This is a genomic window from Fictibacillus marinisediminis (assembly GCF_023149135.1).
GTDB classification, from domain to species: Bacteria; Bacillota; Bacilli; order Bacillales; family Fictibacillaceae; genus Fictibacillus_C; species Fictibacillus_C marinisediminis.
This window is the reverse complement of sequence record NZ_JAIWJX010000002.1, coordinates 3,005,123-3,018,822: the sequence shown is the minus strand read 5'-3', so window position 1 is coordinate 3,018,822 and position 13,700 is coordinate 3,005,123. Positions and strand designations below refer to the sequence as shown.

The 13,700-nt window shown below is 43.4% G+C and carries 11 protein-coding genes and 1 pseudogene; 10 read left to right on the top strand and 2 right to left on the bottom strand.

All coding sequences use genetic code 11. The features are described from left to right. The first annotated feature begins 12 nt into the window (after positions 1-12). Positions 13-513 carry a DUF84 family protein gene (locus LCY76_RS16020; RefSeq protein ID WP_248253442.1) on the top strand — a complete coding sequence of 167 codons (501 nt, stop codon included), beginning with the start codon at positions 13-15 and terminating at the stop codon, positions 511-513. A gap of 38 nt (positions 514-551) precedes the next feature. On the opposite strand, the gene LCY76_RS16015 is transcribed toward LCY76_RS16020, so the two are convergent. After that, positions 552-2,699, bottom strand: coding sequence for a methyl-accepting chemotaxis protein (locus LCY76_RS16015; protein ID WP_248253441.1), 2,148 nt, complete (start codon positions 2,697-2,699; stop codon positions 552-554). A 185-nt stretch (positions 2,700-2,884) separates the two neighbouring features. On the opposite strand from LCY76_RS16015, the gene LCY76_RS16010 reads away from it, so the two are divergent. From LCY76_RS16010 to murC, 8 genes and pseudogenes are all read left to right on the top strand, one after another. Then, on the top strand, positions 2,885-3,892 hold the full coding sequence (locus tag LCY76_RS16010; RefSeq protein ID WP_248253440.1) for a PTS sugar transporter subunit IIC: 1,008 nt from the start codon (positions 2,885-2,887) through the stop codon (positions 3,890-3,892). A 15-nt stretch (positions 3,893-3,907) separates the two neighbouring features. Then, positions 3,908-4,237, top strand: coding sequence for a thioredoxin family protein (locus tag LCY76_RS16005; RefSeq protein WP_248253439.1), 330 nt, complete (start codon positions 3,908-3,910; stop codon positions 4,235-4,237). A 69-nt stretch (positions 4,238-4,306) separates the two neighbouring features. Continuing rightward, positions 4,307-4,723 (top strand): preQ(1) synthase, encoded by a 417-nt coding sequence (queF, locus tag LCY76_RS16000; protein ID WP_053357528.1) that lies wholly within the window; start codon positions 4,307-4,309, stop codon positions 4,721-4,723. Between the two features lie 115 nt (positions 4,724-4,838). Continuing rightward, positions 4,839-5,651, top strand: coding sequence for a DUF1444 domain-containing protein (locus LCY76_RS15995; RefSeq protein WP_248253438.1), 813 nt, complete (start codon positions 4,839-4,841; stop codon positions 5,649-5,651). Positions 5,652-5,968: 317 nt separating this feature from the next. After that, positions 5,969-6,718, top strand: coding sequence for a hypothetical protein (locus LCY76_RS15990; RefSeq protein ID WP_248253437.1), 750 nt, complete (start codon positions 5,969-5,971; stop codon positions 6,716-6,718). A 257-nt stretch (positions 6,719-6,975) separates the two neighbouring features. Further along, positions 6,976-8,760 (top strand): annotated as a pseudogene (locus tag LCY76_RS15985) (DNA translocase FtsK); the annotation flags it as partial. A 214-nt stretch (positions 8,761-8,974) separates the two neighbouring features. Next, entirely contained in the window at positions 8,975-10,072 is a 1,098-nt protein-coding gene (locus LCY76_RS15980; protein ID WP_248253436.1) for a nicotinate phosphoribosyltransferase, read from the top strand. 298 nt (positions 10,073-10,370) lie between these two features. Further along, on the top strand, positions 10,371-11,699 hold the full coding sequence (gene murC / locus LCY76_RS15975; protein ID WP_248253435.1) for a UDP-N-acetylmuramate--L-alanine ligase: 1,329 nt from the start codon (positions 10,371-10,373) through the stop codon (positions 11,697-11,699). A gap of 240 nt (positions 11,700-11,939) precedes the next feature. On the opposite strand, the gene LCY76_RS15970 is transcribed toward murC, so the two are convergent. After that, positions 11,940-13,052 carry an aminopeptidase gene (locus LCY76_RS15970; RefSeq protein ID WP_248253434.1) on the bottom strand — a complete coding sequence of 371 codons (1,113 nt, stop codon included), beginning with the start codon at positions 13,050-13,052 and terminating at the stop codon, positions 11,940-11,942. Between the two features lie 193 nt (positions 13,053-13,245). Between LCY76_RS15970 and LCY76_RS15965 the strand changes: the two genes are divergently transcribed. After that, positions 13,246-13,692, top strand: a complete 447-nt coding sequence (locus tag LCY76_RS15965; protein WP_248253433.1) for a DUF948 domain-containing protein — start codon at positions 13,246-13,248, stop codon at positions 13,690-13,692. Positions 13,693-13,700: the final 8 nt, after the last annotated feature.

Here is a 13,700-nt window from a genome sequence, read left to right as displayed (position 1 = left end):
AAGGGTGATGTTATGAAGTTTGCAGTAGGTTCAACAAATCCCGCAAAAATAAAAGCGGTTGAACATGTAGTGAACGAGCCTGTTCAATCGATGGATGTGCCTTCTGGCGTATCTCCCCAGCCTTTATCTGACGAGGAGACAAGGCTTGGAGCCGTTAACCGGGCAAAGGCTTGTGTTAAAAATGGTGCAGAGCTTGGATTCGGCTTAGAAGGCGGAGTTTCAGAGACTGAGGGAACACTCTATTTATGCAACTGGGGAGCTTTGTCTGACAGGGAAGGGAACGTTCTCGTGGCAAGCGGTGCAAAGATTCCGCTGCCGGAGGAGATCGCTGAACCAATCAGAAAAGGCCATGAACTAGGTGATGTGATGGCCAGCTTCACATCAGATAAAGACATTCGAAAAAAAGCGGGTGCCATCGGAATTTTTACGAATGGCCTGCTTTCGAGAGACGAGATGTTTGAACATATTGTCAAGATGCTCTACGGGCAATACAAGTATTATCAAAAAAGATAGCAGAAAAAAGCTCCCTTTTTCGGGAGCTTTTTTCTTTTCTATTTTACTTCTTCATCGTCCTCATTGTTAAGGGGAGGATTCAAAGATATCTGATCACCGTGATTCAACTCTTCTTCACTCTCATCATAGGAAACTTCCTCCTCATGCTGAGCAGGAGCCGCTTCAAGGAACGCTTCTTCTACAGCTTCAAGGACCGTTTGCTCTTCGATATCATGATTAGCTGATTCTCCAAGATGGAACTGCTGAACTTCATTCTGCAAATTAAGCGCAATTTCCTGTAGTTCGTTTGCAGCATAGTTCACTTCATTGATCGCCTGTTTCTGGTGGATACTTGATTCACTGACTTGTTCACTTGTAGCCACTGATTCTTGTGAGATGGCACTGACTTCATGAAGTTTTTCAGAAAGGCCGATATTCGCTTCACCAACATGCCGGATCGACGTCTGGATCTGGCTGATCTTTCCGTGAATCGCAGCAACATTGGTTACGATGGACTCAAAGGCCTGCTTGGTCATGGAAACAGACTGAAGCTGCTCATTACGGTAGTCCTCAAATCTTGCTGTTTCCTGTGCAAGATTATCCATCTGGCCTCCCATCAGTTTAACAAGCTGCTGAATCTGCTGTGCTTCATTTTTGGAGCGTTCAGCCAGCTTTCGGACTTCAGCCGCTACAACGGAAAAGCCTCTGCCAGCCTCGCCGGCTCTCGCGGATTCGATGGCAGCATTTAAAGCAAGCAGATCAGTGCTTCTCGCGATTTCTTGGATAGTATGTACGATGGAATGGATCTGTTTGGACTGTGCATTGGCATCTTGTATTTCAGAAATAAGATCATTCGCGAGCGAAATGAATTTTTCAGAGTGTATATTGAGCTGCTGAACCGTCTCCATTCCAGACTTACCGTCCTCTTCCGCCTGAAGGGTATCTATTGCGATCTGTTCACTGATGGAGGCAGTTTCTTGGATGGCATCTGTGACTTCCGTCAATAGCAGAGTGCTTTCATGCAAATGATCCGCCTGGCTTTGTGCACCGATGGATACTTGCTGTACTGCGTCTGAAACTTCCTCTGTCTGTGCGGTCGTTTCTTCCGATATCGCGGCAAGGTGCTGGGAGGATGCAGCCAGCTGTTCAGAAGCACGCTGCACTTCACTCATGGACCGCTGCATTTTTTCTGCCATGGCGTTAAAGGTCTCAGCAAGCTCACCCATCTCATCATTGGAGGCCGTTTGTACCCGGTAATCTAGATTTCCGTTGCCGATGACTGTTGCTCCTTCTTTTAATAATGAAATGGAGCGGGCGATAGAACGGGTCAGCCAGATTCCAGCAACAGTCATGCCTGCAATAACGATTGCAGAGATACCGATCAAGAGCCAGGTGAGCAATGATTTTAATCCGGATTGTTTGTCTGTCAGCTCTGCTCGCTTCTGATCATTGGATTTCTCGATTTTCATGATGGAAGTCTCAACATTGGCTGCAATCGATTCAAATTCACTTGTCATTTCTTTGATCTGCTTAGATGTCGTTTGGATATTACCAGCCGAGGATGTGTATTTTAACAGTTTTGTTTTGAAATCGGATAATTCATCTTCCGGAAGAGAGGATTTATCAAGCTCTTTTTCAAACATGCCAGCAGATTCCTGGAATTTTGCTACATTCTCTTCGTTTAAGGACAAATAAAATTCTTTTTCGTATTTGTTCATAATGAGAAACTGATTATATAGTTCAAGGTCCTTCATACCGGAAACTTTCTTCTCAAAGGTTGAAGACGTTTCAGCCATCAAATCTTTCAGCCCGCTGATCTGAGCAGCCATGGAAGAAGTAGAGTCAAAGGATGTACCATATTGATCAATTTTTTTTGCGATATTTTTATATTCTTTCTTTATGGAAGCATTATTTGCTTTCTTTGAATAATTTTCTACTTTCTTTTGCAATGTAAGAACAGAAGAGTTGATGTCGTTTGCTTTTTCTGTGGAAGGCAGCCGTAAATAATCTTGTTCTTTTTTGCGGATGGTTGTTAGTTCACTGTATATTTCTTTGCTATGATTGCTATTTTGCTGCAATTGTTCCTTTTCATGATCCATTTTCCCGCTTAACCAGACATAACATGCCGTGAATCCAATCATAATCAGCAATCCGATCAAGCTCATAAATAGCATGGTTCTTACCCTGTTACGTATAGACATGTTCATTGTGTTCCCCCTTTATATCCTTACTATCGGAATCTTTTTAATTTTGTTTATTAAGCTATTGGTCTGTAATGTGAATTTTTCGACAAAATCCCATCTGTCTTTACAGATGTTATTACTCTTGTATAATAAATGAGTTGTGTTTGAACTTTTTCATCAACCATTTAAGAAAAAAGAGGAGAATAAATGTGCGTCATTTCATGAAAAGAAAAGGGGTTTCCCTTTCACCAAAAGTTTACTTTATAACCGGCTTCAGTTACTTTGCCCTTGGTTTGATGTCGTCACTGGTGATCGGCTTGATCTTAAAAACAATCGGAGAGCAGGCACACTGGCCTTTCTTTATAAAAATGGGCAGTCTTGCCATGACGCTGCTTGGTCCGGCAATTGGCGCAGCTGTCGCATATGGGCTAGAAGCTCCGCCCCTCGTCCTGTTTGCTTCAGTCGTGGCAGGTTCTGCAGGAGCCGAGCTTGGAAGTGTAGCCGGCTGTTTTGCTGCAACATTAGTCGCGGTTGAAGCCGGGAAACTGGTGTCCAAGGAAACAAAAGTGGACATCCTCATTACTCCGGCAGTGACCATTTTGGCCGGTTATTCAGTGGCCTATTTTGCAGGGCCGGGCATCGAACAGTTCATGAAAGCGTTCGGGCACCTAGTCATGTGGGCAACCGAACAGCGGCCGCTGATCATGAGCATCCTGGTGGCGGTACTGCTCGGTTTGGCTCTTACTGGCCCGGTCTCGAGTGCGGCAATTGCTATCATGCTTGGATTAGAGGGCGTGGCTGCGGGAGCGGCTACCATCGGATGTGCAGCACAGATGATCGGGTTCGCCACCATCAGTTACAGAGACAATGGGTTTGGAGGATGGATCACACAAGGAATTGGAACTTCGAAGCTGCAGTTTCCGAATGTTGTCCGCAATCCGAAAATATTAATTCCCCCAACCCTGGCAGGAAGTATACTGGCCCCAATCGGTACGCTGGTATTTCATATGGTCAACATTCCAGCAGGAGCGGGGATGGGGACCAGCGGGCTCGTTGGACAGATCATGACGCTTCGGACCATGGGGTTCAGTTTGCACGTAATCCTATACATTCTTCTGCTGCATATTGCTGGACCAATACTGATCAGTCTGGTAATTTCAGAATGGATGAGGAAAAAAGGATACATTAAGCCAGGAGATATGAAAATAAACCAGTAAGAGGAGAGATTTTTCATGAGAACGCTTGAATCATTCGGAGAATTTAAAGAATTGACGAAGCAGGGAACCGTTATTGCTGTTTTCTCTGCAGGCTGGTGTCCGGATTGCGTGTTTATTAAACCATTTCTTCCTGATCTCGAACAGGAATTCAGTCAATATACATTTGTCTTTGTTGACCGTGACCAGCATATCGAACTTTGCCAGGAATTTGATATTTTCGGCATCCCAAGCTTTGTCGCTTTCCATGAAGGAAAAGAAATCGGCAGGTATGTAGACAAGGAGCGCAAAACAAAAGAGCAAATCACTGCATTTATAAATAATTTGCCTGTAAACGCCAACGAATAAGAGAAATATGTTAAAATCGTAACAGTACGTTTATACGTCGGGAATTACATTTAGAGAGGGCGTTTAATAATGGCAAAGGTAGAAGTAAATCATAAGAAATATGAAGGCATTCGTTTTGATATAGAAGATGAAAGCGTCATTTTGGTCGATATTTTAGAAACCATTCCTTACGAGTATGCTGGCAAGGATACACTGGTTACCATTCCAACAACAGAGTTTACCTCTGTTTGTCCATGGTCCGGCCTTCCTGACTTTGCGGACATCATCATCAGCTATATCCCGAACGAAGATTTAGTAGAGATGAAATCATTAAAATACTATCTGACTTCTTACAGAAACGTAGGGATCTATCAGGAGCATGCAACAAACAAAATGAAGGAAGACCTAGTTGACCTTCTTAAACCAAAGTACCTTAAAATTGTCGCGACATGGAATGCACGCGGAGGATTAGGCACTGAAGTTGTTGTAGAATATAAACAAGACTAATGTGAAAAGCGCAGTTTCCTGATTAAGAACTTGCGCTGGACATCACATCAACGAATTTACTTCAAAAAACCTCCGTTCAGGAGGTTTTTTATGCTTTCATAACTGGAGGGATAACATGAGTACAAGCCTTAAACTGAAAAAGGTGCTTGAAGAAAGGCTGAACCGGCCTGAATGGCAATTGTCGTATGACCGTGAAAATGAACAGCTTAGAATAGAACATAAAGAGCATCAGAAGGGAATTACCCTTTCTCTTCCTGGGCTGACTGTGGAATGGCAAAATAAAAAGGACGCCTTTTTGGATGAGCTTGTTTATCATGTGGAAGAAGCTCTCCATGCCATCGAGGCATCTAATGAAACCAAAAAGGAAAGGAATATCTTTCCTGTCATCCGGTCAACTTCTTTTCCGACAGAATCGCCGGAAGGAGACTCTTTAATCCATGAGGAGCATACAGCTGAAACATCCGTCTTTTATGCTCTGGATCTTGGGAACACGTACCGGCTTATCAGTGAAAAAATGCTCCAGGATTTAAACTTCAGCAGAGAACAGTTAATGGAGATCGCCCGTTTTAATGTTCGTTCCCTGGATACAGAGATGAAGAGAGATGAGGTTGCGGGCAACACCTTCTACTTTATCAATCATAATGATGGATATGACGCGAGCAGAATTCTCAACTCAGCGTTGCTTGACCGAATGGAAAAGGAAGTGTCAGGTACTCTTGCTGCTGCCGTTCCGCATCAGGACGTCCTCATCTTGGCAGATATCCGGAATAACCAGGGGTATGATATCTTGGCTCAGATGGCGATGCAGTTCTTTATGAACGGCCGAGTGCCAGTAACCGCCCTGCCTTTCCTTTATGAGAACGGTGAACTTGAACCTGTTTTCATCTTGGCAAAAAACAAGCCTGTCGATGAAACAGAAGGAGAGTAGGGAACAAAAGAAATTCTTGGTAAAAATGGCTATAAAAAAGTCATAAAAGCTTGTCTTGGACCGAAATTTATTATAAGGTATGCTGAAGATAAGCAGAATTACCCGAATCTTGCTGAATGACAGGAAGTTTTAGGCGGCTTTTTTCCTCCAGTTTAGGTTGGCTGTTCAATGGCCGGTAAGCTCGCCTTTATCCATAACCGCTAGAGAAATCTAGTGGTTTTTATATTTTTTGAATTTGTTGGCAATTTTTTCTTAAAGAATGTGACAAATTCCGCTACAATAAAAAGATAGACCTAGAAAAAAAGAAGGTGATGGCAATGTCGTGGTTTAAAAAGATGATGAATTTTATGTTTGATGATGAACCTTCTGAAACAGAAGAATCAATAAATCCAGAAATACATAAGCAAGAGAAAACAGGATCTGCAAATCAGCGAACGGTTGGACGTTTTCAGAACGGCCAAAACAATTCTGCACCTCGGATGGTGAGCCGCTATCCATCAGAAGGGAAATTTCGTTTTCCGCTCGTATCAGATGAAGAAGATCTAGGTACATACAGGTCAGCCAGAGCGAATAAACCCAGCTATTCAAAGGCACCAGCTTATAAGAATGTGAAAGAGACCTATCAACCTGCGTTAGAACAAAAAAAAGAAATCCCCAAAAAGGAAAAGCAGGCACCGGCATCCAAAGAAGAAAAGGCAAGAGTATTCAAGCCTTCTGAGATCCCTTCGCCCATCTACGGATTTGGCAGCAGGGAAGGGCGAATTGGAAAGGAAAGCCCGAATATGGCTGATAATCGAAACAGCAATCCTTCTTCAAAAAGCCAGTTTAGGCCAACCGAGATTCCTTCACCCATTTATGGGTTTGGCAGCAGGGATAAGGGCAGCAAGAACAATAAGGAAGTAAGCATTCCAACTGCATATGAGGAACGGCCAAAAAGCAATTTTAGGCCGACACAGGTACCATCTCCAATATACGGTTATGGTGAAAGAAGACCTGACACAATTTTAAATCCGGGGCTATGGAAGCTATCAGAAATTCAAAAGAAAAAATTCCGGATAATGAATTGATGGAAGAGCTGTTAAAAGAACCGATTACCGTTAAAGAACCTGTCGTACTTCAGAGAGATGAGGAAGTTGAGCCGCCTGTATTGCATGAAGAGAAGGAGGAACAAACGCTTGAACTCGTCCGATCCAAAGATGAACCGATTCTCCTGCTTGATGAATTTAAAAAAGATACGATCGAGCTTACTGAACCATCCGAACCAGTAATTCAGCTGGAGAGCTCCCCGGAGCTTAAGACAGAACGAACAGCAGTTGAACAGAGAATGGAAGAAAGTCTTCCAGCGCTAGAAATGGAAACGGTTTATGAATCTGTGAATTCAGAACCTATAGTAATGGAATCTGCATCTGCAGAACCAGATTCAGAAACAGAGCTAGAATCAGAACCAATGGAAGAGGATTATGAACAGCCAGAAGAAATACTATCAGCCGCTGTTGAAGAGAAACAACGGGAAGTTGTTGAGCACCAAAAAGAGCCCGTGAAAAAGCCTGGGGGCTCCTACGTTCCCTTTAATGTTCTGATGCTGAAAAAAGACCGCAAACCGGCAGATCGGAAGCCAGAGGTGAAAAATTCGCCTGTGAAGAAAGAACAAGCTGTAAGACATTCGCCGGAACCTGTTTCCGCTTCCTCATTTCCTCAGCTGGACCTGCTGCATCATCCGCCCGTACAGGAAGAGGATGACAGCCTTTGGATGGAAGAACAGCGAGACCTGCTTCAGCTGACGCTTGATAACTTTAATGTGAACGCCAGAGTAGTAAATATGACCAAGGGCCCTTCCGTTACAAGACTGGAAGTTCAGCCCGCACCCGGCGTAAAGGTTAACAAAATTACGAATCTTAGCGATGACATTAAATTAAGCTTGTCTGCTAAGGATATCCGGATTGAAGCACCGATTCCCGGAAAAAACACGATAGGAATTGAAGTTCCAAACCGTCACAGCCAAGCCGTGTATTTGCGTGAAATTCTGCAGAGTGAGGAATTCAGGGAAAGCTCTTCTCCACTTACCGTGGCACTGGGGCTGGATCTTTCAGGTTCACCTATCGTGACCGATCTGCAGAAGATGCCTCATGGACTTATTGCAGGAGCAACCGGATCGGGTAAAAGTGTATGCATCAACTCCATTTTGGTTTCTTTAATGTATAAGGCATCACCAGATGATGTTCGCCTTCTTCTGGTTGATCCTAAAATGGTGGAGCTGGCTCCTTATAATGCCATACCGCACCTCGTAACTCCTGTTATTACAGATCCAAAGGAAGCGACAACGGCCCTGAAATGGACAGTAGAGGAGATGGAGCGCCGATATGAAGCCTTTGCCAGAAATGGCGTTCGCGATATTAAACGATATAATGACAAAATGAAGAGTGAACAGCTCTATGCCAACAAGATGCCTTACATCGTGGTGGTGATTGACGAACTGGCAGATCTTATGATGGTCTCACCGCAGGACGTGGAAGAAGCGATTTGCAGGATTGCCCAAAAAGCAAGAGCCTGCGGCATTCATCTCCTGCTGGCAACCCAGAGGCCTTCCGTTGACGTCATTACTGGCTTGATTAAAGCGAATATCCCGACTCGCGCAGCGTTCGCTGTGTCTTCAGCGATTGATTCCAGAACTATCATTGATATCAGCGGGGCAGAACGTCTGCTCGGCCGCGGAGATATGCTGTTCATGGAAAATGGTTCCAGCAAAGCGGTCCGCATTCAAGGAAACTTTGTTTCGGATGAAGAGATCGAACGAGTTACGGCTTTCGTCAAAGAACAGTATCCGACCCATTATTTGTTCAGCAGAGAAGAATTGATTCAGTCCAATCAGACGGTTGAACAGGAAGACGATCTTTTTGAAGAAGCATGTTATTATGTACTGGATGTTGGCGCAGCCTCGTCATCAAGCATCCAGAGAAGGTTCAGGGTGGGCTATAACCGTGCCGCCCGCCTCGTAGAAATGATGGAAGCGTTCGGTCTTGTATCAGAAGCGATGGGAAGCAAGCCGAGGAACGTCCTCATGTCACAAGAAGAATTCCAAAGCAAAATGTACAGCGAAGCAGAAGTTTAATTCTGATTGTTAAAAAAGGTGTCCTGGGACAGCCAAGCGGCTTTCCAAAGGACGCCTCTTTTTTCGGCTTCATTGCCAGCAAGGATACTAATCAGTTTCTCTTGTTTTCTGAAGGGTAGTTCTATATTATAAGAAAGTATGAGTCTTGCAGGTTTTATTAAGATAAGGAAAACAGCAAATTGCAAATTTCTTGACCAGGTGATGAGGAGTTTATATGAAAGAGATTGAATTGAAGTTACAGGGAAAAATCAAACGCTTGACCAATCAGACGTTCAAATTTGATGAACGGGCGGGTGACGGCTGGTTCTCGGCTGTGTACTTCCTGAAAACATGTGAAATCGTAAAAAAATTCAAGCCCGACAATATAGTAACGATGCAATTTTTTCAAAAAAACGAGGCTGTTCTTTGCGGAACAGATGAAGCAATTGCCTTAATCAAGACATTTGCAAAAAACGCGGATGACCTGGAAATATATTCATTAAAGGATGGCGATAAGATTTCTCCTTTGGAGACGGTCTTTACCATTACCGGGCCTTATCAGCATTTTGGATTCCTTGAAGGGATGCTAGATGGGATCTTAGCGAGAAGGACGTCTGTGGCGACAAATGTATATAACGTAGTTAAAGCGGCCAGTATATCGGGTGTTCAAAAGCCCGTTATCTTTATGGGGGACCGCGACGACCACTTCGCTCAGCAGGCGGGTGACGGATACGCTGCATACATCGGCGGTTCAACAGCTCAGGCCACCCATGCGATGAATGAATGGTGGGGGAAGCAGGGAATGGGAACGATGCCTCATGCTCTTATTCAACTGTTTGGCGGGGACATTGTTGAAGCAACAAAAGCTTATCACGAAACCTATCCGGAAGATGAACTGATGGCACTGGTCGATTACAATAATGATGCGATCACAGACGCTCTGAAAGTAGCGAGAGAATTTGGCAGTGTTTTAAAAGGGGTGCGTATCGACACATCCCGAACGATGGTCGATCAGCATTTCTTCCGCAATCCTGAGGTTTTAGGCAGCTTCGATCCGCGGGGAGTAAACCCCGAACTGATTTTTGCAATGAGAAAAGCGCTTGATCAGGAAGGGTTTCATCATGTTAAAATCGTTGTCAGCGGCGGCTTTACTGAAGAACGGATCACTTCGTTTGAAAAACATGGTGTACCAGTCGATATATATGGAGTAGGGAGCAATCTCCTTAAAATTAATATTGGGTTTACCGGGGATAACGTCTTGATGCATGGAAAGCATCAAGCGAAAGCGGGCCGGATCTATCGCCCAAATGCCCGCCTTGAAAAAGTAGAGTAAAAACTCTTAGATTTATGTCTAAGAGTTTTTCCCTCATTCAGGACTATATAAATTTGGAAAACGAGAGCAAAATAGGAAAGAATCTGTAACCAAATGCCTCTTTTGGCCAATCCTCCAGAAGTAATGGAGATAGAGTTTGTTTTTTGCTATAATGAGAAAATGAGTCGGTTACCGCTTTGCTTTTTGATGATTATCATTACTTTAGAAGCAAGCATATACTGACAGAAAATAGGCCTTGAAAAATGGACTGCCTGAACAGGCGGTTCTGAGAAGGTTTTTGATTGTGGAGGTCTTAACTATGACACATTATCACTTTGTAGGAATTAAAGGTACCGGAATGAGTGCTTTGGCTCAAATACTTCATGATATGCAAAATGAGGTTCAGGGGTCTGACGTTGAAAAGTATTTCTTTACCCAGCAGGCTCTTGACGAGCGCGGGATTACAATACTTCCTTTTGATAAAAACAATATTAAAGAAGGCCAGACGATTATTGCTGGAAATGCGTTCCCGGATGACAATGAAGAACTGATAGCAGCAAGGGAGCTTGGCTTGCCGATCTATCGTTATCATCACTTCCTTGGCGACTTTGTTAAGAAGTATACAGGCGTTGCCGTAACAGGCTCGCACGGTAAAACATCAACGACAGGCCTGCTTGCTCATGTTCTTGGAGGAGCGAAGCCGACTTCGTTTCTTATCGGTGATGGAACGGGCAGAGGGGTAGAAGACAGCGAATATTTCGTATTCGAGGCTTGTGAATACCGCCGCCATTTTCTTTCCTATGAACCCGCATACGGAATCATGACGAACATTGACTTCGACCATCCTGATTATTTTAAGGATATTGATGATGTGATCAGCGCGTTTCAGGCCATGGCCATGCAGGTAACAAAAGGAATCATCGCTTGCGGTGATGATCAGCATCTGCAGAAAATCCATGCAAACGTACCCGTCGTATTTTATGGCCTTGGAGAACACAACGATTTTCAGGCAGCCAATATTAAGCGTGATGAGAACGGCACTACATTTGATGTTTTTGTGCGCAACACTTTTTATAACACATTTACGATTACTGGGTATGGAACACACAACATTCTCAATGCGTTAGCGGTTATTGCGTTGTGCCACTATGAGGATGTACCCGTTGATATTATTTCTGACCGTCTAAAAACGTTTGGTGGTGTAAAGCGCCGTTATTCTGAAAAGCCGTTTGGCAATCAAGTATTGGTCGATGACTATGCCCATCATCCAACAGAAATCAGTGCTACAATTGAAGCGACTAAATATAAGTACAAAGACCGTGATGTTGTGGCGATTTTTCAGCCCCATACTTTCACGAGAACGAAAACGTTTCTGCAAGAATTCGGTGATAGCTTAAGCAAAGCCGATTATGTTTATCTGTGTGATATCTTCGGTTCCGCACGTGAAAATGCGGGTACACTCACGATAAAAGACCTGCAGGACCTAATTCCGAATGCACAGCTTCTCACAGAGAATGAAGTAGGCATTCTGGAACAGCACAAAGACGGTATTCTATTGTTTATGGGTGCAGGAGATATTCAAAAGTTTCAAAAGTCCTATGAACAGGAAGTTGAAGAAAACAAAGGGAAAAGTACACGAATTGGATAACGATGAAAAAGGGGACTCGGGAAGAGTCCCCCTTTTTTGATTCTATACTTATGCTCTTTAAGGCAATGATCGTAATTTTGCGTGCGGGGTTTGATTGAACCGCCGTTAGAAAAGCAGAAGGGATTAAGCTAGCTTATTCGGCTCTAAATTAGCATCAGTATGGTTTTTTTAGTATGAATGAAAATGAACTCCAGTAAAAAAAGCGCCGGAAGGTTTATCCTCCGGCGCTTTTAATATCATTTATTTAAGGTTCTCAGGGTTAAGCTTTTCAAGCTCAGGAAGAACAAAACGTCCGTCCTTGCGGATCAATACATCATCAAAATAGATTTCTCCGCCGCCGTAGTCAGGGCGCTGGATCATAACCATATCCCAGTGGATATTAGAGTCATTGCCGTTATATGCTTCTTCATATGCTTGTCCAGGTGTGAAGTGGAAGCTTCCGTCAATCTTCTCATCAAACAGGATGTCTTTCATCGGATGCTGGATGAAAGGATTTACACCGATGGCAAACTCTCCTATATAGCGTGAGCCTTCATCTGTATCAAAGATTTTGTTGATGCGCTCTGAATCATTGGCAGTCGCATTTACGATTTTACCATTTTCGAAAGTAAGAGATACGTTTTCAAACGTATAGCCTTGATATGGAGAAGGAGTATTGTACGTGATCGTTCCATTTACAGAGTCGCGCACTGGCGCAGTGAATACTTCACCGTCTGGAATATTGTTGGCCCCCGCACAGCGGATTGCCGGAATGTCTTTAATAGAGAAAGTAAGATCGGTTCCAGGTCCTTTAAGATGGACTTTATCCGTTCTGTTCATAAGATCTTCCAGAGATTTCATCGCTTCGTTCATATTGCCGTAATCCAGGTTGCATACTTGGAAGTAGAAGTCTTCAAAAGCATCGGTGCTCATGCTCGCAAGCTGAGCCATGGATGCGTTAGGGTAACGGAGAACGACCCATTTGGTTTTCTTGATACGAATATCGCGGTGCATTGCGAAGACCGTTCTTTCATAGAGCGCCATTTTTTCAGAAGGCACATCAGAAAGTTCATTGATATTGTCTCCAGCACGAAGACCGATGTACGCATCCATTTGAGACATGAGATCGCCTTCATGCTTCGCGATCAGCTTCATCTGCTCTTCAGATGCTTCCATGTATTGAGCGCGCATCACGGAATGGTCTTTAAGCAGCACGAATGGATACCCGCCTGCTGCATATGCTTCCTGGATGAGAGCATTGACAAGTTCTTTTTGAAAGCCGAAGTTTTCAATAAGAACCTTTTCACCTTTTTGGAGATTGACGGAGTATGTAATAAGGTTTTTGGCTAATTGTTGAATACGTGGATCTTTCAAAGAAATTTCCCCCTTGAAATATATTTAATAGTCTTACCAGTCTATTTTAACTCAATTTAAACAATTTGTAATGTTCAAACCCTTAATCCTAGAAGGAAATCCTAAAATATTATAGAATACTAGGATACATGTTTAGTTTTATGGGCATAGGGTAATTTTAAAACCAATCATATTCAGGAGGTGTCGCGGAAATATGAACGTACTGATTCCAATTAGTGTCGCAATCATTGCCCTCGCATTTGTTGTCCTCGTGTTTTTCTTAGCCCGTACTTTAAAATCTTTGCAGGGAACACTTGATAACGTAGCGAAAACATTAGATGGGCTAGAAACCCAATTAAACGGAGTGACTTCAGAGACAGCTCAGCTGCTTCACAAAACAAATAAACTTGCTGAAGATGTCCAAACCAAGGCAGATTCCTTGAACACCGTGTTTTCTGCCGTACAGGATTTAGGAAGTTCTATTCATAATGTGAATCAATCTGTCCGTAAAGTAACAGAGAAAATTTCTACTGGTGCTGAGCGGCAGTCTGAGAATATTTCCCAGGTGGTCCAATGGGGTAACGTTGCAATCAACCTTTGGGAAAAATGGAAGATTAAAAAATCCAAATTGGAATCTTCCCGAAGAAAACAATACCAATAAGGAGGAGA